This is a genomic window from Candidatus Omnitrophota bacterium, assembly GCA_028716565.1.
Lineage (GTDB): Bacteria > Omnitrophota > Gorgyraeia > Pluralincolimonadales > Pluralincolimonadaceae > Pluralincolimonas.
The window spans coordinates 162,583-188,764 of the sequence record JAQUPL010000002.1; the positions used below are offsets into that span (position 1 = coordinate 162,583).

General features: G+C 52.1%; 19 protein-coding genes and 3 tRNA genes. 19 read left to right on the forward strand and 3 right to left on the reverse strand.

The annotated features are described in order from the left end of the window. Window positions 1–73 precede the first annotated feature (73 nt). Window positions 74–147 (forward strand) — tRNA-Gln (locus tag PHO67_04010). 22 nt (window positions 148–169) lie between these two features. Then, on the forward strand, window positions 170–733 hold the full coding sequence (locus PHO67_04015; GenBank protein ID MDD5546310.1) for a hypothetical protein: 564 nt from the start codon (window positions 170–172) through the stop codon (window positions 731–733). 79 nt (window positions 734–812) lie between these two features. On the opposite strand, the gene PHO67_04020 is transcribed toward PHO67_04015, so the two are convergent. Genes PHO67_04020 through PHO67_04030 form a run of 3 tightly spaced genes read right to left on the reverse strand, consistent with a single transcriptional unit; the run spans window position 813 to window position 6,421 of the window. Further along, window positions 813–3,947 (reverse strand): efflux RND transporter permease subunit, encoded by a 3,135-nt coding sequence (locus PHO67_04020; GenBank protein MDD5546311.1) that lies wholly within the window; start codon window positions 3,945–3,947, stop codon window positions 813–815. 1 nt (window position 3,948) lies between these two features. After that, on the reverse strand, window positions 3,949–5,103 hold the full coding sequence (locus tag PHO67_04025) for an efflux RND transporter periplasmic adaptor subunit (GenBank protein MDD5546312.1): 1,155 nt from the start codon (window positions 5,101–5,103) through the stop codon (window positions 3,949–3,951). Further along, a complete protein-coding gene (locus tag PHO67_04030) occupies window positions 5,087–6,421 on the reverse strand; it encodes a TolC family protein (GenBank protein ID MDD5546313.1) in 1,335 nt (444 codons plus the stop codon). Before PHO67_04030 ends, PHO67_04025 begins: the two co-directional genes overlap by 17 nt. Window positions 6,422–6,694: 273 nt before the next feature. Between PHO67_04030 and PHO67_04035 the strand changes: the two genes are divergently transcribed. The 17 genes from PHO67_04035 (at window position 6,695) to PHO67_04115 (ending at window position 26,160) form a co-directional block, all read left to right on the forward strand. Next, window positions 6,695–7,555: a hypothetical protein gene (locus tag PHO67_04035; protein MDD5546314.1), complete on the forward strand. Its 861-nt coding sequence runs from the start codon at window positions 6,695–6,697 to the stop codon at window positions 7,553–7,555. A gap of 17 nt (window positions 7,556–7,572) precedes the next feature. Then, window positions 7,573–7,660, forward strand: a tRNA-Leu gene (locus PHO67_04040). A gap of 24 nt (window positions 7,661–7,684) precedes the next feature. Beyond that, entirely contained in the window at window positions 7,685–8,467 is a 783-nt protein-coding gene (locus PHO67_04045) for a sugar phosphate isomerase/epimerase (protein MDD5546315.1), read from the forward strand. 2 nt (window positions 8,468–8,469) lie between these two features. After that, window positions 8,470–9,474: a Gfo/Idh/MocA family oxidoreductase gene (locus tag PHO67_04050; GenBank protein ID MDD5546316.1), complete on the forward strand. Its 1,005-nt coding sequence runs from the start codon at window positions 8,470–8,472 to the stop codon at window positions 9,472–9,474. A 4-nt stretch (window positions 9,475–9,478) separates the two neighbouring features. Then, window positions 9,479–9,553, forward strand: a tRNA-Glu gene (locus PHO67_04055). A 29-nt stretch (window positions 9,554–9,582) separates the two neighbouring features. Next, window positions 9,583–11,613 (forward strand): beta-galactosidase, encoded by a 2,031-nt coding sequence (locus PHO67_04060; protein ID MDD5546317.1) that lies wholly within the window; start codon window positions 9,583–9,585, stop codon window positions 11,611–11,613. Between the two features lie 138 nt (window positions 11,614–11,751). Continuing rightward, on the forward strand, window positions 11,752–12,855 hold the full coding sequence (locus PHO67_04065; GenBank protein ID MDD5546318.1) for a GntR family transcriptional regulator: 1,104 nt from the start codon (window positions 11,752–11,754) through the stop codon (window positions 12,853–12,855). Beyond that, window positions 12,852–13,451, forward strand: coding sequence for a hypothetical protein (locus tag PHO67_04070; GenBank protein MDD5546319.1), 600 nt, complete (start codon window positions 12,852–12,854; stop codon window positions 13,449–13,451). The genes PHO67_04065 and PHO67_04070 overlap by 4 nt, the downstream gene beginning before the upstream one ends. Window positions 13,452–13,473: 22 nt before the next feature. After that, window positions 13,474–14,049: a hypothetical protein gene (locus PHO67_04075; protein ID MDD5546320.1), complete on the forward strand. Its 576-nt coding sequence runs from the start codon at window positions 13,474–13,476 to the stop codon at window positions 14,047–14,049. A 35-nt stretch (window positions 14,050–14,084) separates the two neighbouring features. Then, window positions 14,085–17,105: a sugar-binding protein gene (locus PHO67_04080; protein MDD5546321.1), complete on the forward strand. Its 3,021-nt coding sequence runs from the start codon at window positions 14,085–14,087 to the stop codon at window positions 17,103–17,105. Between the two features lie 15 nt (window positions 17,106–17,120). Next, window positions 17,121–18,671 carry a discoidin domain-containing protein gene (locus PHO67_04085; GenBank protein ID MDD5546322.1) on the forward strand — a complete coding sequence of 517 codons (1,551 nt, stop codon included), beginning with the start codon at window positions 17,121–17,123 and terminating at the stop codon, window positions 18,669–18,671. Between the two features lie 24 nt (window positions 18,672–18,695). Then, a complete protein-coding gene (locus PHO67_04090; protein MDD5546323.1) occupies window positions 18,696–19,277 on the forward strand; it encodes a glycan-binding surface protein in 582 nt (193 codons plus the stop codon). Between the two features lie 69 nt (window positions 19,278–19,346). Next, window positions 19,347–20,534, forward strand: a complete 1,188-nt coding sequence (locus PHO67_04095) for a hypothetical protein (GenBank protein ID MDD5546324.1) — start codon at window positions 19,347–19,349, stop codon at window positions 20,532–20,534. A 13-nt stretch (window positions 20,535–20,547) separates the two neighbouring features. Beyond that, window positions 20,548–21,477 carry a glycoside hydrolase family 130 protein gene (locus tag PHO67_04100; protein MDD5546325.1) on the forward strand — a complete coding sequence of 310 codons (930 nt, stop codon included), beginning with the start codon at window positions 20,548–20,550 and terminating at the stop codon, window positions 21,475–21,477. Between the two features lie 14 nt (window positions 21,478–21,491). Continuing rightward, the gene (locus PHO67_04105; GenBank protein ID MDD5546326.1) at window positions 21,492–22,367 is read left to right on the forward strand and encodes an ROK family protein; all 876 of its coding nucleotides are present in this window, start codon (window positions 21,492–21,494) and stop codon (window positions 22,365–22,367) included. Continuing rightward, on the forward strand, window positions 22,364–25,234 hold the full coding sequence (locus PHO67_04110) for a DUF5060 domain-containing protein (GenBank protein MDD5546327.1): 2,871 nt from the start codon (window positions 22,364–22,366) through the stop codon (window positions 25,232–25,234). The genes PHO67_04105 and PHO67_04110 overlap by 4 nt, the downstream gene beginning before the upstream one ends. 266 nt (window positions 25,235–25,500) lie before the next feature. Next, window positions 25,501–26,160, forward strand: a complete 660-nt coding sequence (locus tag PHO67_04115) for a PEP-CTERM sorting domain-containing protein (protein MDD5546328.1) — start codon at window positions 25,501–25,503, stop codon at window positions 26,158–26,160. Window positions 26,161–26,182 lie beyond the last annotated feature (22 nt).

A 26,182-nucleotide genomic window follows, 5' to 3' on the forward strand; every position in this document is an offset into this window, starting at 1 on the left:
AGTATTAAGCAATAAATACATAGAATCTAATAGCCGTATAACAATTTGAAATAATAGTAGTTAGATGGTTTTCTGCCCCGTTGGGTAATGGTAGCCCACAAGATTCTGGATCTTGCTGTCTAGGTTCGAGTCCTAGCGGGGCAACCAAAAATAACAAAAGGAGATCGGCATGAGCAGGGCTTATTTGGCTGTTTTAGCAATTGCGGCAGCAGCAGTGTTCATCTTTACGCAATCATCCGTTAATGCGGCAGACAATTTACTTCTTAATCCGGGGTTTGAGTCGGGTACTGATATCACTGCGGACAACTGGAACGGGTGGGGCGGCGTCGAGCGCCTTAACGAATTCAAGCATGGCGGAGACTGGTGTCTGCATGACTGGGCCGCTGACGGTACCGATAACAGGGGTGCCTATCAGGATGTCAAGGTGACCCCGGGAACGAAACTGGTTTTTACCGGCTATGTCATGGTCCCGAACGAGAGCGGGATGCACAAAAGCCCGCTTGTCGGAGGGGCGCAGGGATTCCTGGAGATCGAGTGGTTCCAGGGCGAGACCAAATTGGACAGCATAAAAAGCGAGAGCGTTACCGGGGCGACTGACTGGAAACAGCTCTCGGTAAGCGGCACGGTCCCTGTCGGCGCCGATATGGCTAGATTTGTGGTCAAGGTAACGAGCGTTGGCGGATCGAGCGGGGATGCGTATTTTGACGACTTGGAAGTTACGCAAGACCAGTAGCTGCGGTTAAATATAGCTATAAATAAAAAACCCTTCTTAAATGAAGGGTTTTTTATTTACGGAGAACTGCGAACTGAAACTATTCCTTCCGCGCCTTGCGCGCAGAATCCGACCGCGTCAACTCGAACTTGTCGAGGTATCTCTCCTGGAACTTCTGCATGTATAGGAATATCCCGGGGGTCACGAAGAGGGTAACTACTTGGGAGAATATCAGCCCACCCACGACGATCAACCCAAGCGGTTTTCTCGATGCTCCGTCCGCGCCGTAGCCGAGCGCGATAGGCATCGCGCCCATAATGGCCGCGAGGCCGGTCATGAGTATGGGGCGGAACCTGACAAGGCAGGCATTGTATATGGCGTCGAAATCATTCATATTGCCTTTCACGAGGTTCTCGTTCGCGAAGTCGACCATCATGATGCCGTTCTTCGCGACGATTCCGAGCAGCATGAATATGCCCACATACGCATAGAGGGAAAGCTCCGACCCGAAGATATACAATGTAACCAGGCCTCCGAAAGTCGCGACCGGGAGCGTGGTAAGTATCGTCATGGGGTGCACGTAACTTTCGTAAAGGATGCCGAGTATGACGTATTTTATGAAGATCGCGACCAGTATGAGGAACCCGAGGCTTGCGATAGCAGACTCGAACTGTTCCGCTTCTCCCTGGAACGCGCCGGTTACGCCGTCCGGAAGTACCTTCTTTGCGGCGCCTTCGAGCAACTTAGTCGCGTTCCCTATGGGGACCTGCGGATCGAGGTTGAACGAGAGCGTGGCGGAGTTCAACTGGTTCAAATGCGGGACATTCTGCGGGCCCAATCCGATCTCCCATTTTGCGACCGAGCTTAACGGGATCAGTTTATTGGTAACAGACGACCTGATATATATTTGCGAGAGGCTCTCGGGCCTCAATTGGAAACTTTTATCCAGCTCAACGATGACGTTATACTGGTCGACGTCCGTTTTGTAGGTAGTGACTTTCCCTTGCGCATAAGCCAGCAAGAGGGCATTTTCTATGTCCTGCGCCGTCAATCCCAGGGTAGAGGCGCGGTCACGGAGTATCTTTATGTCCAGCTGGGGCAGGTTCAGCCTTATGTCGTTCTGAATGTCGAGGAAGCCGGGAAGTTTTTTCATTTCGTCCTGGAGCTTGAATGATACCTTATAAAGTTCATCCCGGTCCGAGCCGGTCAGTGTGTATGAATATTTTTCTCCCTGTGCCGTCGCTTCTCCTCCCGCGCTTACCTTTATGGCGGGTATCGCCATCATAAACACGGAGCCGTCCGGCAGCGTGGCCATCTTTGCGCGCAATTCCCTGACGACCTCAGGCATAGGCTTTCTCTTATTGCGTTCCTTGAGGACGGTATAGGCTATGCCGGTGCTCTGGTCGGCGCCCGGGCTAAGACCGGTCACGGTGACGAACCTATCTACATTGGGATCGTTTTGCAGGACGTTATTGATCTTATCCTGGTATTGCCTCATCTGTTTGGTCGAAGTCCCTAGCGGTGTCTGCATCATGGAGAAGATGCTGCCGCTGTCTCCTTCGGGGATGAACGTCTTAGGAAGGACCTGGAAGAAGACGATAGTCCCCGCGAAGCATATTATCCAGGCGATGACCGTTGTTATCGGACGGTTCAGCGTCCATTTAAGCATTATCCCGTACCTGTCGATAATGCCTTTCATGAACGCGGTGATGGCCCTCTGGAGGCCGGTCTCTCCCACGCCCTTTGCTTTAAGCATACGCGCGCACATCATAGGCGTGAGGGTAAGTGATATGATCCCTGAACAGAGGATCGCGGCGACGACCGTAATGGCGAATTCGCGGAATATCCTTCCTACGACTCCGCCCATGAAGACGAGGGGGATGAATATTACCGACAATGATAACGTCATCGATATGATGGTAAATGTGATCTGTTGGGCGCTCTCTATCGCGGCTTCCATCGGTTTTTTGCCTTCTTCGATAAGGCGGACCGTGTTTTCGAGCACAACGATGGCGTCATCAACGACAAAACCTATGCAAAGGGTAAGCCCCATCAGCGACATCTGGTCGAGGCTGAAGTTCAAGGCATACATGATGACGAAAGTCGCGATGATGGACAAAGGAAGCGTGATGCTCGGTATTATCGTGTCGGATATCCGGCCCAGGGAGAGGAAGATTATGGCTACGACAAGGAAGAGAGCTATAAGTATGGTCTGCTTCACATCGTCTACCGACTCGACTATCGGGACAGACTTGTCGTAAAATACCTCAAGCCTGGCAGAGCCGGGCAGTTCCACCTGGAGCGTATCGATGGTTTCGCGGACCCGCTTGGAGAGTTCGACCGTGTTCGAGCCGGCGGAACGGGAGACCGCGATGACGACCGCTCCCGGCCTTATCTTCTCGTTAGGCCGCCCCAGCATGGGATTTACTACGTCGTTGTCCATGCTGTCTATGCATTTCGCGACGTCCCTGAGCCTTATGGGACTGCTGTCGCGGTAAGCTACGATAAGTTCCTCGTAATCTTTTGCCTTGAAAAGCTGCCCGTGGGGTTCGATGGAGAATGCCCTTGTGCTGCCGTTCAGACTGCCTGCCGGTATTAGCACGGTCCCGGAATATAATACCTGGGCTATGTCGTTGAGCCCTATGCCGAAAGCCGAAAGCTTATTGGGATCGACCTGTACCCTGACCGCGGTCTTCGCGCCCCAGACCTGGACCTGAGATACTCCGTCTATCATGCTTATCCTTTTTCCAACGGTCCTGTTGCCGAAGTCGTATAGCTGCCCCGGAGTCAGAGTATCGGAAGTAAGCATCAAATAGAGTATCGGCGTATCCGAAGGGTTGACCTTTTGATATGACGGTGGCTCGGGCAGGTCAAGAGGCAGGTTCCCCTGGGCGCGCGCGATAGCCGCCTGCACGTCAGGCGCGGCAAGATCGACGTTGCGGCTTAAGTCGAAGGTGAGTATTATTTGCGACTGGCCTTCAGTATTGTTCGATATGATGCTTGTAAGGCCCTGTATCTCCGTAAACTCATTCTCGAGAGGGGAGGCGACTGCCGAGGCCATGGTCTCCGGGCTCGCGCCGGGATACGATACAGTGACCAGTATTACGGGGAAGTCTATGACCGGGAGGTCGCTTATAGGCAGAGTGAAAAACGCGACGATGCCGAATATCGTAACGACCACCATTATGAGGGTGGTCATTATCGGTTTTCTGATGAAGTTTTCGGTAAAGCTCATATTATTTTGCCTCGGCTACCGGCGTCCCGGGCCTTAGTCCCATCTGGCCTACCGTAACGACGGTTTCGCCGGCCTTTACGCCGTCCTCGATAATTATGTGGTCGTCTTCCTTACTGCCGACGGTAACATTTCTCAGGTCCGCCTTCTTGTCAGGGGAGACGACGAAGATGTAATTTCCCTGCTGTCCGATCTGGACGGCCTCGTACGGGACCACCACGGCATTCTTCTTTATCGAGAGATGCAGCCGGACCGTTACAAACTGCCCTGCCCAAAGTTCCATATCATGATTCGGCACTATCGCGCGCAATAATACGGTCCCGGTCGTGTTATTGACCGCGTTGTCAAGGAAATGGAGCTCCCCTTCGTAGGAATCCCCTTCATTCCCCGCCCTATCCTGCGACGACTCAGATCCTTTTTCAAGCGTTAACACGACCTTTAATTTGCCTTCGGACATAGCTTTTCTTACATTGCCGAGCTCCCGCTCGGGTATCGTAAAATCCACATAAAGCGGGTCTACAGTCTTGACGTTAACGAGCGTAGGCCCGTCGTTTGCCGTCACTATGTTGCCCAGGTCGACCTGGCGCTTTCCCGTTAGGCCGTCTATGGGGGAAGTTATATAGCAATAATTCAGATTGATCCTGGCGAGGTCTATATTAGCGTTGTCGCTCTTTACCGCGGCTTCGGACGAGGTCACGTCTGTCTGGAGCTTATCGAAATCCTGCTGGGAAATGAGTTCTTTTTCGAGGAGCTTCCTGTTCCTTTCGACCGTATCCTTATTTAGCTTAAGGTTGGCGAGGTCCTGTATCAGCGCCGCGTCGGCCCTTTCCAGCTGGGCCTTGTACTGGCTGGGATCGATCGTGAAGAGCAGGTCCCCTGTTTTTACCAGGTCGCCTTCCTTGAAATTCACCTGCATTATCTGGCCCGTGACCTGCGATTTTATGTCCACGTCGTTGGGAGAATCGAGATTTCCGAAAGATTCTATGAATACGACGACATCTTTCTTTTCAGCCAGCGCCGTTTCCACATTGCGGGGAGGGATCACCGCCTTGGCCGGCTTCTTTATGAGTTTCGAGATAAAGAAGACCGCCAAAAAGATTATCAGCAGGACGACCGCTAATTTCAGGAACCCGAATAACCTGTCACTTGTTTTGTTCATTTGTTATATCTCCCGCATAAAGTGAACCCGTCGCATGGGCCAAGTCGGCCAGCGATACGAATAGGTCCTTTTTTGTCTGGATCAGTTTGCTTTTCGCATCAGAGAGCTGGCTCTGCGCGTTTATAAGGTCGAGCATGCTCTTCAGGCCGTTGTTGTAGCTTTCGAGCGCAAGTTCGTAAGATGTCTGCGCCGTTTCCAGGAGGGATTCCCCGAAACCATACTGGCGGACGGCGGTCTTAAAATTATAATATTTCGTCCAGACGTCCGCGCTGGCAGCCAGCTGTGCCTGTATCAGTTTGGCGCGCTCGACCTCGGACGTCATCTCGGCCTCACGCTTTTTATTGAGGTTATTGAACCCGTCGAACAGGTCCCAATTAAAAGTCAGGTATGCGGAATAACTCGCGTCGTAATTGCGGGTATTGGTAGTGGCGCCGTAATAATGATATTTGTCCGTTGCAGCCGTACCGCCCGCCGAAATCGAAGGGTAGAGGGCGGAATTAGCAAATTTGACCGCGGCTTTGCTTGCCTCGACCGAGGCCTTCTGTGCGGCTATATCCGGCCTCTTGTCCATAGCGTCGTTTATGAGTTTTGTCACGTCGTCTTCGGAGAGGGTGGTAGGCAGCGGCTTTTCCGGGTCGGCTATATCGAATTCGGTATCAGCGGATATGCCGATCGTCTGCGCAAGTTGGGCCTTAGCGGCATTGACCTGTCCTTTTGCGCCTTCCAAAGAGAAGAGGGAGTCCTCGTAACTAGATTTTGCCTGGAGGACATCCAATTTCGAAGCGAGTTGAGCCCTGTATCTGGTATCAGCGTCGTCATAAACCGTCCTCGCGGTCTCGAGGTCGTCTTGCGCCGCGACAAGCATCGACTTCGCGCTGTAGAAATTGTAGTAAGCATTTTCCACGTTGAACAAAAGGTCTTGCATGGATTGGTTGAACTGGTAATTCGCGGCCAAAAGCAGGTCGGTAGTCTGTTTGATATTGGCCGCCCTGCCGCCGAAATCGAGCAGCAGGTACGTGAGCTCTATTTCGGGGCCGATCACAAGGTCGTTATAATCGGCCGCGCGTAAATTCGCCTTGGCGCCTTCCCTTGTAAGCGTGGCCGTCACGGTGGCGCTGGGGTATAACAGGGATTCGCTTTGCGCCTTTACGGCCTCGGCGGCCCGCGCGCTATTCCACGCCTGTTTCGTGGAGGGATTATTCTGTAAAGCTAGGTTCACAAGGTCAGTGAGGGTAAGGGGTTTAGAGGAGTCTATTTTTTGCCCGCGCAGGACCTGCCAGGAGCTGTTGTCGGCCTTGGCGGGGGGGGCCTTCCACATTTCAGATGAAGACGAAGGGGCCGTAAGTGTTTGGCAACCGGCTATGGAAATTATTGCAAACACGATAAATAATTCGGATATCGGATTAGATAAGTTTGTCATAAATTTTTTATAGCCAAGATTTATTATACAGATTAATCGGCAATAAAGCAATATTTATCGATAGAGTTGCCGGCGGATGTAACACCTTGTCATTTTGCGAAATCTCTGGTATATTATTAGCGTAATCAGGTCCCTGATCCTTCTGCCTTCGGCAGAAACCGGGAGGTTGAGGTGTCCAGAAAGATTTTTTTAAGCGCGGTGGTTATTTCCGCGATATTCGGCATGTCCGGGACGGCATATCCGGAGACCCTGAAAACCCTTAAGACCATACAGGATATCGGGTTCCCGGCCGGCACGGAGGTTGAGTTTTACGGTTCCGGGCAGATCTCGCTGGCCGAACTCGCCAAGGACCAGAAGATAGAAGGGATAGATTTCGCCAAAGGCACGAGATTGTTATTTTATGAAACAGGGAAGTTAAGGATGGCGATATTACGCCGGGAACACGATATCCAGGGAGTGCCGTGTATCGGCGAAGCCGATTTCTACCAATCCGGAAAATTGAAGAGCGCCATCCTCAGCAGGGATAAGGGGATCCAGGGGTTGCCTTTCTCGAAAGGCAGCAGGATAACCTTATTACAGTCCGGAAAGATACAGGGCGGGCCATTGGCCGAATCCAGGAAAATACAGGGCATAGACTTTCCGAAAGGCGCCGAATTATATTTCCGTGATTCCGGAAAACTCTCTATGGCGTATTTGCCGAAGGACCAGGAGATCCAGGGCTTCCCTCTCGCCGCGGGTAAGGTGTTATTCCGCGAGTCGGGAAAGGTGTCAGGCGGCATTCTCTCGGGGGACGCGGAGATAAACGGCATAAAATTACCGAAGGGCAGCGGCATAGAGTTGTATCCTTCGGGAAGGCTCCAGACGGCCTTTCTTTCAAAAAATATCGAGATACAGGGGGTAAAGCTTAGCGCAGGGAGCATGGTATCTTTCACCGTAGACGGAAAGATTATAGTGAATAAGAATAACTCGCAGGGCATAGTAACTGCTCCTGCCCCGCACGCTATAGGAAAACTCCCCCCGAAGGGTAAATAGGTCAGGTATTTTTTAGTGCTGGGATGGCGGAATTGGCAGACGCGACAGTTTGAGGGGCTGTTGGTTGAATAAACTGTGGGGGTTCAAATCCCCCTCCCAGCACCAATTTATTTATAACGGCGGTGAAACATGGCAAGGTTCAGAATTGGCTGCCATACCCTTACCTGGGGTAATTATTTAAGCGGGTATCCGATAAAGGATGCTCTTTGGGAGATAAGAGAAGCGGGCTATGACGGCGTGGAGATATACGATCCGCTCTCCAGGCTCGGCCCGGCCTCTGCGCTGAAGATGCAGCTTGAGGAACAGGGCCTGGCGCTTGCGGCGGTCTCCGCGAATATAAAGGTTTCCGCCGACGAAAAAGCGGACCTTGCGGAGGCTAAGGAGAAGGTATTCTTTGCCGGCCAGTTTGGCGTAAAAGCGCTTATGGCCACCGGAGGATGGTCCGGCGAAGGCCTCAAAAAAGAGCCCAAAAGTTACAAATCCCTCTGCAGAAGGCTCGACCTGCTGGCGGCGTATGCCTCGAAGTTCGATATGCAGGTGGCCTTCCACAACCATCTCGATACTATAGTGGAAGACGAGAGGGATATCCTCAATCTCCTCGAATTTTCCAAGTCATTGAAGCTCTGCATCGACACGGGGCACCTGGCCGCGGCCGGTTCCGACCCCGCCTATGTTCTGGAAAAATATGCCTCGTCGCTCGCGCTCGTGCACTTAAAGGACTGGGACCCCGGGATAAGGGATTTCACCGAGCTGGGGCGCGGCGTTATAGGCGGCGGGATGAAGAATGTCCTTGAAACTTTAGAGAAGATTAACTATACTAACTGGATTATCATAGAGCTTGACAGAACTTTAACTACTCCGTTCGAGAGCGCGAGGATATCGCGCGATTTCCTCAGGGGGATAGGATATTAGATATGGAGTTTAAGGTCGGCATCTGCGGCCTTGGAAGAAGCGCGCAAGAGTTCCACATACCTTTGATGAAGAAGGCGGGGAATTTCAGGATCGTGGCGGTATGTGACACGATACCGGGGCGCCGAAGGGTCGCGGACAGGGATTACCACACTATAGCTTTCTCGGATTATAGGCACTTCCTTGATACGGACATAGACCTGGTCGTGATAGCGACCCCTTCGAGCAGCCATTTCAGGATAGCGAAGATGGTCCTGGAGGAGGGCAAGCATTGTGTCGTCGAGAAGCCCATAGCGCTCTCCCTGAAAGAGGTGGATTACTTAATAAGGCTCGCCCATAAGAAGAGGGCCGTGCTTTCGGTCTTCCAGAGCCGCCGGTTCGACGGGGATTTCCTTACCGTCAAGAGGATCCTTGACGAAGGCCTGCTGGGCGAACCGTTCACGATCGAGTCGCGCGCGACCTCATACGGCTCTTTGAAGAATTACGGCGTGAAAGAATTCAACCCGGCCTGGCGTTATAAGAAGATATACGGCGGCGGCATACTTTATGATTTCGGCTCGCACCTGATCGACCAGATGCTCTGCTTGGCCGGCGAGCCGCCGGTCTCGGTCTTCTGCGACATGAAGTCGGTCCTCTGGTCGAGGGAAGTCGACGACTATTTCAAGCTTTTGATAAGGTTCCGCGGAGGGATGACGGCGCATCTCGAGGCGAGCCAGGTTTCGCGGTATAACCTGCCGCGCTGGTACGCGCTCGGGACGAAAGGCGCCCTCTTAAGCGAGAACGGCGGGCACCCGATAAAGGTGAAGACGCAGATAAAAGGCGAAGAGTTCGAGCGCACCTATCAGGTGGATCCCAGCCGTTGGGAACAGTATTACATGAACCTTTATGACGTTTTGATGCACAGGGCGCATCCGATAATAAAGCTCGAAGAGGTGCGTAAATCAGCCGCGGTGATAGATGCCGCGCGCATTTCGGCCCAGAAAAAAAGAGAAGAAACAGTAAGATATTAAATTTGGCCCCTTCGTCTAGTGGTTAGGACGAGAGCTTCTCAAGCTTTAAACACGGGTCCGATTCCCGTAGGGGCTACCAAATCAATCCCTCCAAGGGCGGGTTTTCCGATGAAAAAGACAGTTGAAATAAAAGACGGTATCTTATATATAGACAATGAGCCAGTTTTCTTGAACTCGGCTGATTATCCGTATTATCGCGACGACCCGGGGAATTGGGACGACAGGCTGAAGAAGATAAAGATGGCGGGCATCGACGTCGTTAGTTTCTATGTCCCGTGGCGCCACCATATGACCGGGTCAGGCGGGGGATATGCCGTAGATTTTGACGGGAAGACGCGGCCAAACCGCAATGTAAAATTATTTGCGAAGCTGTGCGCGAAAAACAAACTGTGGATGGTTGTCAAGCCCGGCCCGTTCATCCATGCCGAAACAAATTACGGGGGCCTCCCGGATTGGGCCTGCCCCGAAGAAGACCCGGAGATCGAGCCGTTCACGGACAGCAAAGGAGGCCAACTCAGGTGGCCGCCGCATAGCGGGAAAGTACTGCCGGCCCCGCTTTCGGGTAAATTTAAGGGCATGGTCAGGAAATGGTTCGGTTCGGTGGACAGGAACATCATAAAAGATAATGTTTACCCAAAAGGGAATATTATAGCGGTCCAAGTCTGCAACGAAGGCCTTTATTCCGACTTCCCTAATTTGATCACGGATTATGACTATTCTCCCTCGGCTTTGTCGCTTTTCCGTAAATTTACGAAGGAAAGGAACCCGAAGGTCCCCCGGGACGTCTCGGCGCTCAAGACCAGGTCTGACCTGAAAGAGTATCTCAAGTGGGGCGAATGGCAATCGGAATATATGGGATCGGTATACAGGGAATACTCGTCTTTCATCAAAAGCAAGGTGCCTTTCGTGATAAACCTGAGCCCTCCGATAGACGGTAAAAGGCTGGACCATTGGCTTACCCGCGCCATTCCCGAAAAATGGAAAAACATAAATTACGGATTTACAAACTGGCTAAAGCCGGTTTCGGAAGACAGCGTTTCCTTTGAGCGCTATAGCCTGCTGGCGAAGAGGAAGAGGGGAATAAATTTTGAAGAGAATTGGGGCTTCTCCAAGATTTATGACACGCGTTTTCAATACCCGGTGGTCTGCGTCTTCGAGACCCTCCTTGCTGTCGCCAGCGGGGCGACGGGTTTTAATGTCTATACTGCCATCAATACCGGCAGATGGGATGACCTGATCGACCGAGTTCATGAACGGCCGTATCCGGATTCGTCCCCTATTAAAGAGGACGGCACGCTGACGAAGAAATATGACGTATTGGCCTTATTGGCGGGTTTCTTTAAGGAGAATGCCGCTGATTTCCTGGAGGCCGGACCCTGCCGCGGTATCGCCTGGGGTTTCTATCCGGCTTATTCGTATCTCGCGGCATGGGATATTCCCGATGACTGCCTGAAAGGGCTGGGGTTTGGCCGGTTTAAGTGCGGCTTTGGCGGATTGGACGAATTCCAAAGGCTTCTGCGCGGGAAAAATATAGACTTCCAGATAACGAATATCGAGTCGGCCGCGCCGAAGGAGCTTAATAGCTATAAAAATATCGTATTGTGCGGCGGCTCCTTTATGGACAGGAAGACCCAGGGAAAGTTATTGAAATACGCCTCTTCGGGAGGCAGGTTGATATTTACCGGGGAGGTCCCGTCTCTCGACGAGAATTTCAAGAAATATGATGTCCTAAAGGGGAAAGCGGTATTAGTGCGGGCGATGGACGGCGTTTTGGGCGCGATAGCAGGCCCGGACAGGAGATTGGAGGCCGGAGATCCGGACCTCCAGGTTTGGGCCTATGAAAACCGCAGGAAAGCCATCCGATTCTTCTTTATATTAGACCTGTCCTCGGAGCCGGGGATAAAAGAATTCAGGTATTCGGGGAAAAGCTTGAAGGTATCCTTACCAGGGAAGTCCGCGGCGATAATTAAGGTTAAAAATTCAAGGCTCGATGCGGTTTTTGTAAAAGGCGTGAACGAAATGACCGGGAATTCTGTCGTCCCCTGCGTCTCTTTCGGAAAAGATGAATTGAAGGCCGGCGAAGAGTGCGACCTCCGGGCGTCGCGCAGGGGAGATAAATGGCAGGTAAAGACCGCTTGACCCTTCAGACCGCAATTTATTCCCTCAAAATCACATTTTAGCCCCTTGACAACTACGGGTTATGATATATAATATAACCGAGTATACCAAGGTATATCTAAAGTCACCTTAATCTTCCGCAAAAAGAGGGCAATAAAGATGAAAGATGCCGTAGAGAAAAATTCGCCGGTCCCTTTATATAAGCAGCTTAAGCGGGTAATTGAAAACCAGATAAAGAGCGGCGATAAGGAACCCGGAGAACTCATCTCTTCCGAGAAGGAATTCTGCCAGCAATTCAGCGTGAGCCAGATAACCGTCCGCAAGGCGATGTTCGAGCTGGTGAACGAAGGCGTGCTCTACAGGATCCCGGGAAAGGGGACGTTCGTCTCCGGCCCGGAGCAGGGATCGAGGGGCGGCTCAAAACTGAAGACCGACAACATCGGATTTGTGATATCGCGCGAACATCACCCGATATTTTCCAACACCTTCTATTCGTATGTCTTCGCCGGAGTGGAAGAAGAAGCGCGCTCCCATGGCTATAACCTTATCTACCAGGTCCTCGACGAAAAATTGATGTTCGACCCCTCCACATTCAAGTTGATAGAGGAAAGAAAAGTCGACGGCCTGATCCTCGTCGGCGAGATGTCCCACAGTTTCATTTCAAACCTTAAAGCGAAAGATATCCCGATAGTCTTGCTAGACCATTATATTGAGAATTCATCGCTCGACTCCATCGTGACGGATAACACGAAAGGCACGGCGGATATGATCAAATACCTTGCAGACCTCGGACACAAGCAGATAGGATTCCTCGGCGCCACGCTCGAGCACGGCTCTTTTATGGAAAGGTTCGAGGGATACAAGGCCGCGATGAAGAAGCACCGCCTGGAGCTCAACGAGGATTTCGTCCAGACCGGCCTCCTATGGAACGGATACGGCATCATGGAGAAGATGTTCAGGCTCAAGAAGCTCCCCACCGCTATTTTCGCCTGCAACGACCTGATAGCTATCCGCGCGATGGCTTCGATACAGGACAAGGGGATGAAGATACCCGACGAGATAAGCATCGCCGGTTTCGACGATATAGATATGAGCCAGCAGATACACCCCCAGCTTACCACGGTGCGGGTGGAGAAGGAAGAGATGGGCAAGATCGGCGTCAAGAGGCTTATACAGAGGATGAAGAACAGCAACAAGCGCGCCGAGAAGATCACCGTCCCGACCGAGCTGGTCGTAAGGAAGTCCTGCAAGGCGTTGAAATGAAGAAGGGAGGCGGGAAAGTGAAATATGTCAGCCTGGTCCCGGTATTGTTTTTCATGTTAGTTGCCGCCGCTCCGGTTAAGGCGCACGCGGCAGAGGTCTTATGGGAAAGTTTTGAGGGGGACAATTACTGGGAGCCGGTCGATTGGGAGAATACGGCGCAGGTGAACCTTTCGGTGAGCGCGGATAAGCCCTCCGAAGGAAAACAATCGCTCAAAGTCATAATAAGGGAAGAAGCGACCGACTGGAAGAACAAGGTCGGTTTCTCCAGGGAAGATCCTGTAGACCTCTCGAAAGGCAATAGCATAGTCATGGATATCTTCAACGAAAAGACCGCTGACCTGGAAGTGGCCGTTGGTTTCATGGCAGGCGAAGACTGGACATATTATGAGTCCGGGAAAAAACCCCTGAAGCCCGGCTGGAACAGGGACATAAGCTTCGATCTATCGGCTTCAGATTTTAAGGACAAGGCCAGTGATTGGAAATATACGGTATCGTTGGCGGACAGGGATAACGTCGGGAAGATCTTCATACTTTTGTATCGTCCGGCCAGGATGTCCGCCGATACGGTTTATATCGATAATATCAGGATAAAATAAAATTTAACAAAAGGAGGGCCGGATGAAATACGCGTTGCTGTTATCGGTGATCGCGGCGCTGGTATTTACGGGCGCCAGCGCCGGAATTGCCGGCGCTGAAGATAAGCCGTTTGATAATTTTGAGAGCCTGCCGGTGAACTGGGCATCGCCGGGTTGGGAGAACATAGGGGGCGTGGACCTGGAGTTAAGCACCGAAAAAGCCTCTGAAGGGAAACAGTCACTCAAACTAGCGGCCCAGGATGAGCCGGAGGAGTGGAAGAACAGGTTTGTTGTCGCCAGGGAAGCGAGCCTCGACCTCTCAAACTCGAATATGGTCTTGGATGTATATACCGACGTGGCTACGGGAATGGGTGTCCAGGTCGGGTTCGATTCGGCCGGGGATTATTACGAGTCGGAGAAGAAGATATTGAGCCAGGGATGGAACAGGAATATCACCTTCGACTTAGGCGCCAAGGATTTCAAGTGCAAGGCGAGCGAGTGGAAGAATACCGTGCCGTTGGCCGACAGGAGCGACATAACAAAGGTCTTTATCCTCATAACCCATCCGAAGAAGGCGAAGAACGCGACGGTGTATGTGGATAACATAAGGTTCAAATAGAGTTTAATCCTATGCCAAAGACAGGGAGTCCTGTTATGAAAAAAATAATTGCGGCATCGATCTTTGCTCTCTCGGCGGCACTCGCTGCGCTCGCTGCAAATATCGCTTTCGCGCAGCCGGACCTGCCCTGGGAAAGCTTTGAGAAGGAAAAATTATCATGGGCGCCCGTCCCCTGGGATAACGCCCATGAGGTGGGGCTGTCGAGGGTTAGGGACAACGTTACCGAAGGCAGACGCGCTTTGCGGATGGATATCAAGGAGGACGTAAGCAAGAGCAAGAACAAGGCCGGGATATTCCATGAAGAGAATCTCGACCTCTCCAAGCATAACCTCGTCCTCGATATCTACGTCCAGTCCTCCGAGGCGGCGTCGGCGGCCGTCGGTTTCGAGACCGGAAACGGCTGGACTTATTACGAATCGATGCCGGTCAAATTGAAGAAAGGCTGGAACAAGGGTGTCGTCTTCGTGTTGGACAAGGCGAATTTCGAGTGTAAGAGGAGCAAATGGAATTACAATGCGAACCTTGCCAACCGCGATGATATAAGGAAGGTCGTCATACTTATCTACGACACCGTCATGTTCGAGGCGGAGACGATATATATAGACAACATAAGGTTCAGGCCGACGCGGAAGCTGGTCATGCCTTTTTCTTTTTGGGCGACAGCCTTTGCGGAAGAGGCGAAAGGGGAAACGAAAGAAGAGACAAAGATAATATCAGTCACCGCGAGCGCCCCGGAGATACCCAAATACGGCAAGTTTGAACTTACGGTAGACCTGAAAGCCGCCTTTAAGAACCCGTTTGACCCGGAAGAGGCGGACTTGAGCGCCGCTTTCACGAGTCCGGGCGGCGAAACGTTCATAGTCCCGGGATTCCTCTACTCGGCGAAGTTAGACGCGGATAATAATTACGTTGAGCCGGTCTGGAAGATCAGGTTTACCCCTATGCGGGAGGGGGAGTGGAGATATGCCGTTCGCCTGAAGACCCCGGCAGGCGAAGATAAGACAGGGGCGGCATCCTTTAAGTGCGCGGCGTCCCCGCTGAAGGGCTTCGTCCGCGTAAGCAAAAAGGATCCAATATATTTCGAATACGATAGCGGAGAGTTCTATTACCCGTTGGGCGAGAACGTATGCTGGGCAAGCCTGCCGGGCTACAAAAAATATTTCACCGAGATGAAGAAGGCCGGCGACAACTGGTCCAGGGTATGGATGTGCAACTGGGAGGTAGGCATCGAGTGGGCCAAGGGCAAAGATTACCGCGGGCTGGGCGAGTATAGCCTGAAAAAGGCGGAGAAATTGGACGAGATAATCAATTTGGCCAAAGAGAACGGCATTTTTTTTCAGCTGGTCCTCAATCACCACGGGCAGTTGAGCACAAAGGTCAACCCCCAGTGGAACGAGAATCCTTATAACATAAAGAACGGGGGGCCCTGCGGCAAGCCGCAGGATTTTTTTACGAATGCGTCGGCTAAAAAATATTTCAAGAACAGGATGCGTTATATAGTCGCGCGGTGGGGTTACAGCCCGAATATCATGGCGTGGGAGCTCTGGAACGAGCTCACTTTCATAGACGACCTTAACCTGGATACGGACGCGGCGTGGCATAAAGAGATGGCCTCATATATAAAAGATATAGATCCCAATAAGCACCTGATAACCACAAGCTATGCCGGCACGTTCCACGATTACGGTTTTAACAAGAAACTCTGGGAGTTGCCGGAGATAGACTATACGCAGTTCCATATGTATACACATGAAATCGTCTCGGCGAACATGGGCGCTTACAGGCTCATGAGCCAGTTCAAAAAGCCGTATTTCATGGCTGAGATAGGGACCGATTCATCCGACGACGTGGACGCGAAGGACCTCGACGGCGCGTATATCCACGCCGCGATCTGGTCCGAGTATATGCTCGCCTGCGGCGGGAACGCCATGCCGTGGTGGTGGGATAAATATATCCATCCGAAGAAACTGTATTACCACTGGGCCGCGCTTTCGGCGTTCGATAAGGGAGAGGACAGGCGGTATAAGTTTTACAAGACGTCTACAGCCAGGGTTCTGGCCGAGACGGAAGGGCTAAATTCGCCGGTATATGCGATCGGGCTTTTGAATAACTTAGAAGGAGCGGTCTGGATCTTCGACCCCAAGTGGACCAAATTCGAGCCGAACCATCCGGAGCCGCCTTTTATAAAGGATGCGCTTGTCAGGATAAACGGCCTGGTCGGGGGAAAGTATAAAATAGAGTTTTGGGACACATGGAAGGGGCAGATTATTGAGACGAGGGAAGTGAAGTCCGACGCTGACGGGATAGACGTTAAACTGCCGCCTTTCAAGAGGGATATGGCGTTTAAAATAAAGTCGGTCGAAACTGTGATCAGAGCCAAAGGCGGCAAACAGGCCGAGCTCGTCTCGACCACCCCGATGCCGATAGGATTTACCCGCAAAGAGATCGTGGCGAAGAAGGCTGCCGGGCCGATAACCATAGACGGGGATCTCTCCGATTGGAAGCTTTCGAAGTTCGGTGAGGACCAGGTCGCATCGCTCTCGAAGGGCTCAGCCAGATTTTACATCCTTTATGACGACGAGAACCTGTATTATGCCGCGGACGTAAAAGATGACACGGTCATCGGTAACCAGCGCGGGGTGGATATCTGGCGCGACGATGCCGTGGAATTCTGGCTCGACGCCAAGGGCGATGCCGATATATTCAATAACATGCCGTTCAATCCCGGGTGCTACCAGATAGATTTCGCGCCGCTCACTAAGGACAGCCGGCCGGGCGTTTATGTCTACAGGAACATAAACACGAGGCCGGTCGCCGACGCGATAAAGACCGCTTCCAGGATATCCAAGGGGACAGGGGACAGCGGATACGTGATTGAGGCGGCCATACCGATACGCGCGATAACCGGGCTCGAGATGAAGGGCGGTAAGGTCCTCGGGGTCAATTTCTCGCTCTCGGACAAGGATTCCGCGAGCGGCGAATGGAAACATATGATATGGTCGGGGCAAAAAGAAGACGACGCCACGCAGTGGGGCAAACTGAAGGTCAGGAACTGACTTACAGGAAATCAAATGATGTATAAAAAATTCGCATCAGTCATATTTTTATCCCTTACTTCCCTGTTATTTACTGGCGGCCCGGATGCCTTGGCCGAAGAAAAATGCGAGGACCTCGTGTACTTGAAACCTGCCGCTGCGGTTGCGTCGTCTTTCGACGATTCCGAGTGGGCTCCTGGGCCGAACCCGATGGCTGTAGCCGACGGGGATTTCAATACGCGCTGGTCGCCGGTGCTCGGCAGGGACGGGGAATGGATATTTTACGATTTCGGGAAACCCAAAACTTTTACGAAGACCGTTATCTACTGGGAACGCGCTTACTCCCCGGAATACGAACTCCTTATCTCGGACGACGCGAAGCAATGGAAGTCGGTGATGGTCCTCAAGAACAGGCACGGCGGCACCGATACTATCGGCATACCGCAGACCACGGCGCGCTATCTTAAACTTGTCGGCCTCAAGAGGTCGAATCCCGAATGGGGCATCTCGATATGGGAATGGGAGGTCTACGGCCCTAAAGAGCTTAACCCGGAGGATAAACCGATAGAACAGGTATTCCCGGACCGCAAACTGCGGGAGGTAATAAAGCTTTCCATGGAAGCGCCGGCCGCGTCGCCGGGACCGGTCACAGCCGCCGAATTCCAGAAAGGCGTAAACTACGCATCCTATAACGAGAGCGACCTGGCGGCGAAAGAATCCGATTCGATGCTGGAGTACCTTAAAACGATAAACGTCACGCATATTTGCATTATCGTGACCTGGTATCAGGATACACTCGAATCGATGAAGATCTATCCGGAGAGCCCTGAAGGCGGCAGGACGCCGGTAGATGAGGCGTTGACCCACGCGATAAACAAGGCGCATTCCCTGGGATTCAAGGTAATGCTCAAGCCGCATATAGATATCCAGACCGGAGAATTCCGCGGAGATATCCCGGGGGAAGAAGAGTGGTTCAGGAATTACGAGGAGTTTATCCTCAGGTACGCCAAGATGGCCGAAAAATACAACGTTGAAATTTTTTGCATAGGTACAGAGCTTGCCGGGACGCCGATGAAGTGGGAGCCGCAATGGAGGAAGATAATAAAATCGGTCAGGGGGAATTATGAAGGCCCGATAACATACGCGGCCAACTGGAACGAATATAAGGAAGTTCCTTTCTGGAACGACCTGGATTTTGTCGGCATAGACGCTTATTTCCCCCTTACCTCGAAAGCCAATCCGGCGAAGGCGGAGTTGGCCGGGGCATGGGAGAAGGAAGCAAAGAATATGGAGGATTTTTTCAGGAAGAAGGGCATAAGTAAACCGGTAATATTTACAGAAGCCGGATATACCAGCGCCGAGGGGACTGGCAAGACACCGTGGACGGTGCCATCAAAGGTCGAGAGCCAAAAAGAGCAAGCTGACTGTCTGGACGCGATGATGACGGTCATGACAAAACGGGTGTGGTTCAAAGGCCTTTACTGGTGGTGCGTGTTCCCGCAGGATATTGAAAGTCCTCTCGGATACACGATCAAGGGCAAATCGGCCGAAAAGGTTTTGGCCGGCTGGTATAAGACGGCAAAGTAAAAGCAGGGAAAGGAGGAAGTTGAAATGAAAAGGTTGGCAGTGGTTCTTTTTGCGGTTTTGATGTTGACATCTTCCGGCGTATGCAACGCGGCAGAGACCGTACTCTTCGGTTTTGAGAAGGATACGGACGGCTGGCGCATACCCGATTGGGCGCTTGAAAAAGAGGATAGCGTCGCGAGAGAAATAGCGGTATCTTCCGATTGGGCTTCCGAAGGGAAGAAATCCCTCGCCGTATCCAGCGAGTTCCTGGACAAGAAATGGTCAGGCGCGTATGCCGAGATCGAGGATTACTACGATTGGTCCCCTTACGGCAAGATATCAGCCGATGTCTATATCCCGAAGGATGCTCCTGCGGGCCTTAAGGGCAAGATAATCCTTACGGTCGGCGAGGACTGGAAGTGGGTCGAGATGGGAAAGACGATCCCTCTTACCCCCGGACAGGTTACGACGATAACGGCCGATTTCAAGCCGGGCAGCAAGGACTGGAAGAACACGGTCGTAGATGACAACTTCAGGAAAGATGTAAGGAAAGTCGGCGTCAGGGTAGAAGACAACAGGACTGCCTGGAAAGGCAAGATATACATCGACAACATCAGGGTAGAATGACGACATCCTTGGGGGTGCTGTATTAACAGCACCCCCAAGGATAAAACTTTAGCCTAAGGAGATAACGATATGTCTTTTCGCAATAAACTGGTAATTATCGCACTTATAATCCTCGCTTTCTTGGCGGGGTATTTATTCAGCCTGAAGGGTAATAAAAAACTCGAGGGCCAGACGCAACCCGATGTCAAGGTCGAGGCTAGTGCTGGGACAGGGCCCGTGCAGCCTACATATTCGCCTGCTCTGGCCGCGCCCTCGACTCCTCCGGCGCCCGCAAAAGAACATAAAAAGGCAGAGAGGCCATCCTTCCCGCAATTCCAAAAGGGCATGACATACGTGACGTGGGACAGGGTAGCATATAGCAAGGGTTTTTCCGACTTATCGATGTCAAAGCTTTCGTCATTAGGGTGCCAATATATAGCCATAGTAACGACGTGGTACCAGACAGATTATAACAGTACTGAGATAAGGCCCGGCGCCTATACGCCTACCGATGAAGGGCTCGCGCATGCCATTGGACAGGCGCATAATTTAGGCCTCAAAGTGATGCTCAAGCCCCACCTTGACCTGGTCAAGGGCGGATATTGGCGCGGAGAGATACAGTTCAATAATGACGCGGACTGGGAGGCGTGGTTCAGGAGTTATGGGAATTTCATCTCTCATTACGCCGCTTTGGCGGAAAAAGAGAACGTCGAATTGTTATGCATAGGCGTGGAGCTGACAACCCCGGCCACATATAAAGGCGAACTCTGGGACAAATATGTGATAAGCGAGGTCAGAAAAGTCTTTACCGGCCCGATAACATACGCGGCCAACTGGAACGAGGAATACCAGAATATCACGTTCTGGGATAAGCTCGATTATGCCGGCCTCGACGCATACTTTCCGCTTTCCGATAAAGAGAAACCCGCGCTTGACGACCTTCGCGAAGGTTGGAAAAAATATATCCCGGAGATCGAGGTGTGGCAGAAGAAGATAAACAAGCCTGTGATCCTTACTGAGGTCGGATATAAGAGTTCGACCGGCGCGGCCAAGACGCCGTGGGAACATCAGCTCGGCAGGGAGGTCGACCTCCAGCTCCAGAGTGACTGCTATACCGCCATGCTCGAGGCGTTCTGGGACAAACCGTGGTTCTACGGTATGTATTGGTGGTATTGGGGCACGAACGAGAGGATGGGAGGGAGCACTGACCGCGGGTTCAATATCCAGAATAAACCGGCATCTGATGTAGTCAAACTGTGGTATTCTAAAACGAAATAAGGGGGGACAAAAAATGAGATTCGTATGCAAGAAGTATGAGAAGAACCCGATATTGACAAAAGAGGACGTACCGTACCCGTGTGACGCGGCCTACAACGCCGGCGCGGCGAAGTACAACGGCAAATACTACCTCCTATTCAGGGCCCTGCGCCTGAATGGTAACTGCGAATTCGGTTTGGCGGTGAGCGACGACGGATATAACTTCACCGTGCGCCCTAAGCCGGTCATGGTCCCCGCGACGACCGGGCCGTTCGCGTTCTACGAGCAAAAAGGCATAGAGGACCCGAGGATCACGAAGATCGGCGACACTTATTATTTCTTTTACAGCTGCTTTTCGGGCATCGGCATGAGGATAGGACTGGCGAAGACAAAAAATTTCGAAAAATTTGAGCGGGTCGCCATGACAACGACTATCGACTACCGCAACTCGGTACTCTTCCCTGAGAAGATAAATGGCAAATACTGCCGTTTTGAGCGGCCGAACGTCGGACGCCAGGGCATCTGGATCTCTTATTCGCCCGACCTCATACACTGGGGCGAGCAGGAGCTTATAATGCTTCCCTACGGCAACCATATCTGGGAGGACCACAAGATCGGCGCCGGGGCCCCGCCCATCAAGACGAAGAAGGGCTGGCTCAGCATCTATCACGGCGTGACCTGGACGATGGACGGGATGACATACAGGCTGGGTGTCGCGATGCATGACCTCAAGAACCCGGCAAAAGTGCTCGGAATCGCGGACCAGTTCATAATCAGCCCTGACGAAATATTCGAAAGGGTCGGTTACGTACATAATGTAGTATTCACCTGCGGCGCGATCCCTGAGCCTGACGGCACGGTCAAGATCTATTACGGCGGCGCGGATACGGTAATGTGCGTCGCGACGGCTAAGATAGACGACTTGGTCGATATCGCTTTGAAAGGGAAGAGGAAGCCGCTATAAGCAATTATCTCGGCATAGACATAGGCGGGACGAATATCCGCTTCGGCATCATAGACGGGCGCGGTAAAGTCATCGCGAGATACCGCATGCCGACGCTGAAAGAGCAGGGAAAGTATAAAGTGATCCGGCGCCTGCTCGATGCCGCGGCCGGTCTTATCAAAAGGTCCGGAGTTAAAGTGAAAGCTATCGGGGCCGGTTGCCCCGGCCCGCTGGACAGCAAGAAAGGTGAAATCCTTTCCCCTCCGAACCTGCCGGATTGGCGCGGGGTGCGGTTAAAGAAGATCATTGAAAGAAGGTTCCGGGTACCTGTGGTAGTCGAGAACGACGCGAATTGCGCCGGGCTCGGTGAATCGGTGCGCGGAGCCGGACGCAGGGCTTCAAGCATGGTCCTGCTGACGCTCGGCACCGGGATAGGAAGCGCGATAGTCCTCGACGGGAAATTATGGACCGGAAAAGGCGGGTTCGCCTCTGAATTGGGCCATGTATCTATAGATATTAAGGGCCCGAAATGCGGCTGCGGCAACCGGGGCTGCTTAGAGATGTATGCCTCGGCCACGGCTGTGGTCCGGCGGATGAAGAAAGCTGAAATGACGGCCGAACAGACCTATGGCGCGGCAAGGAAAGGCGATAAACTTGCGCGCAAGATCGTCGATGAAACAGCCGTATATCTTGGCGCCGCGGTAGCCAACATAATAAACGCGCTCGACCCGGAAGTGATAGTTCTGGCCGGGGGGATGGCGAAGGCAGGAAAAAAATATTTTGCTAAAATAAGAAAAGCGGCAAAAGAAAGAGCTTTGAAAGAATCGTTTAAAGGGGTCAGGATAGTGCCCGCGGAACTCGGAGAAGACGCGGGAATAATCGGTGCAGCCTGGAGGGCGAAAAAGCAATGAAAAAGCCATTATGTGTCCTATTTATCATGTCTATGCTGGCGATCGTAAACCACGTTTACGCCGCCGAGACCGAGACCGTCTTGTGGGACGGCCTTGAAGCCAAGCACCTCTGGAGTTTAGCCCAATGGGGCGATGCGGCAAGACTGACCATCGTCCCGGATAATAAGACCGAAGGCGAGAAATGCTTCAAGGTCGAATTTGGGCCAGAAGGCAAGCAGAACCCTCCCAAGGGACTCGTCCTCGAAAGGGAGCAGTCGGCTATCGACCTCGATTCGACGAAGAAGCTCATGGTTGACATCTATAACGACGGCCCGCCGTTCGAGCTGGCCCTCGTCCTTTATACCGACGAATTCATCGAGAGCGCGACCGAGACGATAAAGAAGGGGCTCAACAAGGACGTGACCTTCAATATCCACGAGAAAAATTTCAAGTCGCCGACCAGCAACTGGCAGTATAATTACGCGCCCAGGGCAGGCACGATCGCGTGGCGCATAATGTTCATAATGTATGCCGAAGACACCGAGGCGAAGGGGAACATCTATTTCGACAACATCCGCGTCGAGAGGACCCCGAGGTTGACGAGCGAGCAGAAGGTGATCCCGTTGGCCGAATATAAGGCACCGGAGGTCCTTTCGGTAAAAGCCGAAAACGAGAGCGTCGAGCAGTTTGAGAAGTTCGAGGCGACCATCGATTTCGAGGGCACATACCAGTATCCGTATAATCCGGAGAACATAGACGTGAGCGCCGTATTCACCTCTCCGGACGGCAAGAAGATGACCATGCCCGGATTCCTTTATTCCGGGAAGGTCGACGGCGTCAATATCTCGGACGCGGTCTGGAAAGTAAGGTTCACCCCGACCACGGCCGGGAAATGGACATACAGCGTGAACGTGACAAACCCGAAGGGTACGGCCAGGTCAGAGACCATGGCTTTCGAATGCAAGGCCCCGGCAATGCCAGCACTCGGAAGTCTGGCACCGGCGGCGCCGAAAAAAGGATTTGTCCGCATAAGTAAGAAGGACCCGCTCTATTTTGAGTTCGACAACGGCGAGTATTATTATCCTATAGGCCAGAACGTGGCATGGGCGCCGTCGCTGAACGCGTACGAGCATTATTTCCTGAAGATGCAGGAGAACATGTATAACTGGTCGCGCGTCTGGATGTCGAGCTGGCAATGCGCCATAGAGTGGCTCGACGTCGGTAATTTCCACGGCCTTAACAATTATAACCTCAATAACGCGAAACTCCTGGACGACATAACTGATCTGGCGAAGAAGCATGACATTTATTACCAACTCGTATTGAACCAGCACGGCCAGCTAAGCACAAAAGTCGACCCGGAATGGCTCAACAACCCCTACAATGTGAAGAACGGCGGGCCGTGCAAGGAGCCGAAAGATTTTCTGACGAATCCGGAAGCCAGGAAGCTCTATAAGATGCGCGTGCGTTATATCGTGGCGCGGTGGGGATATTCCACGAACATCCTCGCGTGGGAGCCGTGGAACGAGCTTACGCTTATGGACAACTACGACGCGAAACTCGACATCCCGTGGCAGAGGGAGATGGGCCAGTACATTAATTCGATCGACCCTTACAGGCACATGGTAACCACCAGCTATTTCGGCAACTTCCCGAAGGATATCTGGAAACAGCCGGAGATATCCTACGGCCAGATACATATGTATACGCCGGAGATAGTCACGACCCTCGACGGGCTTTATACGATAATGAAGGATTATAAGAAGGCGTATTTCGTCGGCGAGTACGGCGGCAGCAATTTAAGCGGCATCGATATACAGGACCCGAATGCCACGGTCCACCACAACGGCATCTGGGCCGCCTATACCACCGTGTCATCCGGCGACGCGATGCCGTGGCAATGGGACGATTATATCGAGCCGAATAATTTTTATTTCCACTGGCGCTCGCTCGCAAAATTCAACGAGGGCGAGGACAGGCGCGGGCAGGATTACCGGTACAGCCGCGGGACGCTCGAGTTCGAGGACGGGACGATACTCAACGCCCAGGGCGTATTGAATAACAAGAGGGCGCTTATCTGGGTATATGACCTGTTGAGGACGAAGTTCAACCAGGGCGCGGTCAGGCCGCTCGATATCAAAGGAGCCGTTTTGACGGTTGCCGGGATGGACAAGGGGGATTATAAAGTCGAGTTCTGGAATACGTATAACGGGAAAATCACCGGGACGGTCAATGCCGCGTGCAATGGCTCGAAAATAGAGATACCTTTGCCCGAGATAACCGGAGATATGGCCCTCAAAGTGATATCCCTGGATTCAAAGGCCCGTCCCAGGCCTGCAAAGGTCTACATAGCTTCGAATTTCCTGAAGAAGGATGTGCCGTTGGAGACGCGCGATATCTGGGAAGGTTTTGAGAAACAGGGCGATTGGGTCTGCGCGGACTGGGGCGATAAAGGGAGGGTTTCGCTAGCCAAAGACAGATTTACCGAAGGCAAGACTTCGATCAAGGTGGTATTCGACAAGGCAGGCAAGAGGACCGACGGGAAAGGCCTGTGCCTCCAGAATACCAAGCTTGACCTCGACCTGTCAAAGGCCAAAAAGATGATATTCGATGTTTATCTCGACGCGCCGAATTCCATAGAAGTATCGGTTGTCCTTAACAGCAAGGGCTTCTGCGAGAGTGTAAGGAAGCAGATGGTGCCGGGCTGGAACAAGAACGTGACGTTTGACCTTACGGCTAAGACCTTTAAGAAGCAGGAAACAAAATGGCAGCACAAGGGTGCCATTGACAGGGAAGAGCCGATGAAAGAAGCGATGTTCATGTTCTACCCGTGGGACGTCGATTCCGGCGCTATCTACGTAGACAATGTTGGATTCTTGAGCAACTAGGGATCTTAAACGCAGGATAACAAAGATTTACCTTAAAAAAGCAACAATATATTCTTGACAAAGAGCGCTTAAAATGGTATATTGCCTTTTGAAGTTATACCAGAGTATACTTGCCTTGTTCTTCAATAATCATTTAATCCTTGTTAAAACATCTTTGTTTACAATTAAATAGTATACTCGGATATACTAATCAATCAAAAGGAAAGGGGGGTCGACGAATGGTCAATAAAATATTAAAACTTCAAAAAGAAGGAGGTGAAACAATAATGATGAAGTACATTGCAGTAATTGCAACGATGTTATTGGTAGGCAGCTCAGCGTTCGCTACAACTTTGTACGACTTCGAATCAGGCACCCAGGGTTGGACTTTCCAGGATTATTCGGACAGCATGGCCGTATCAGCGGTCGCCCAGTCCGGCGATCAGGCGAAATCCGGTTCATACTCATTGGCAGGAACAACTCATCTGGTACCCGGAGACGCTAGCTTCAGTAAGGGAGAAGTCCTGGTCAATAGGGGCTCGTCTAACGCGCTTGATCTGCAGGGGGTATTGGCATCCGTGTCGGTTTATGGTCCTACGGGAGCGGCAGGGACAAATCCTTCGTCCCCCAACGGATGGCAGATGTTCTTCAAGGACACGAGCTGGAAGTCATGGTACGGTCCGTGGAGTAACTTGACCGAAAACAACTGGACGACACTCTCTTCAACTTTAGGTTCCACAACTCCGGATTTTGTCGATTCAGGTTTTGACCCCACTCGCGTAATGGTCATGGGCGTCAAACTCGGCACCGGCGACTCGTCAACAGGGACTTACGACGGTCTCATCTATGTCGATCAGTACGACGTAATTCCCGAGCCGGCGAGCATGCTTCTTCTCGGCAGCGGTTTAGTGGGCATCCTTGGTTTCGCCAGAAAGAAGAAAGCGTAAGCAGTAAAAGTAACACAGGAAA

Bases quoted from the DNA above. Each gene is read 5' to 3' on its own strand.
- PHO67_04070 (MDD5546319.1), top strand. From the start codon at position 12,852: ATGAAGAAGGGAGGCGGGAAAGTGAAATATGTCAGCCTGGTCCCGGTA.
- PHO67_04020 (MDD5546311.1), bottom strand. From the start codon at position 3,947: ATGAGCTTTACCGAAAACTTCATCAGAAAACCGATAATGACCACCCTC.
- PHO67_04045 (MDD5546315.1), top strand. From the start codon at position 7,685: ATGGCAAGGTTCAGAATTGGCTGCCATACCCTTACCTGGGGTAATTAT.
- PHO67_04115 (MDD5546328.1), top strand. From the start codon at position 25,501: ATGATGAAGTACATTGCAGTAATTGCAACGATGTTATTGGTAGGCAGC.
- PHO67_04025 (MDD5546312.1), bottom strand. From the start codon at position 5,103: ATGAACAAAACAAGTGACAGGTTATTCGGGTTCCTGAAATTAGCGGTC.
- PHO67_04050 (MDD5546316.1), top strand. From the start codon at position 8,470: ATGGAGTTTAAGGTCGGCATCTGCGGCCTTGGAAGAAGCGCGCAAGAG.
- PHO67_04060 (MDD5546317.1), top strand. From the start codon at position 9,583: ATGAAAAAGACAGTTGAAATAAAAGACGGTATCTTATATATAGACAAT.
- PHO67_04030 (MDD5546313.1), bottom strand. From the start codon at position 6,421: ATGTGGAAGGCCCCCCCCGCCAAGGCCGACAACAGCTCCTGGCAGGTC.
- PHO67_04090 (MDD5546323.1), top strand. From the start codon at position 18,696: ATGAAAAGGTTGGCAGTGGTTCTTTTTGCGGTTTTGATGTTGACATCT.
- PHO67_04085 (MDD5546322.1), top strand. From the start codon at position 17,121: ATGATGTATAAAAAATTCGCATCAGTCATATTTTTATCCCTTACTTCC.
- PHO67_04100 (MDD5546325.1), top strand. From the start codon at position 20,548: ATGAGATTCGTATGCAAGAAGTATGAGAAGAACCCGATATTGACAAAA.
- PHO67_04065 (MDD5546318.1), top strand. From the start codon at position 11,752: ATGAAAGATGCCGTAGAGAAAAATTCGCCGGTCCCTTTATATAAGCAG.
- PHO67_04080 (MDD5546321.1), top strand. From the start codon at position 14,085: ATGAAAAAAATAATTGCGGCATCGATCTTTGCTCTCTCGGCGGCACTC.
- PHO67_04095 (MDD5546324.1), top strand. From the start codon at position 19,347: ATGTCTTTTCGCAATAAACTGGTAATTATCGCACTTATAATCCTCGCT.
- PHO67_04075 (MDD5546320.1), top strand. From the start codon at position 13,474: ATGAAATACGCGTTGCTGTTATCGGTGATCGCGGCGCTGGTATTTACG.
- PHO67_04110 (MDD5546327.1), top strand. From the start codon at position 22,364: ATGAAAAAGCCATTATGTGTCCTATTTATCATGTCTATGCTGGCGATC.
- PHO67_04015 (MDD5546310.1), top strand. From the start codon at position 170: ATGAGCAGGGCTTATTTGGCTGTTTTAGCAATTGCGGCAGCAGCAGTG.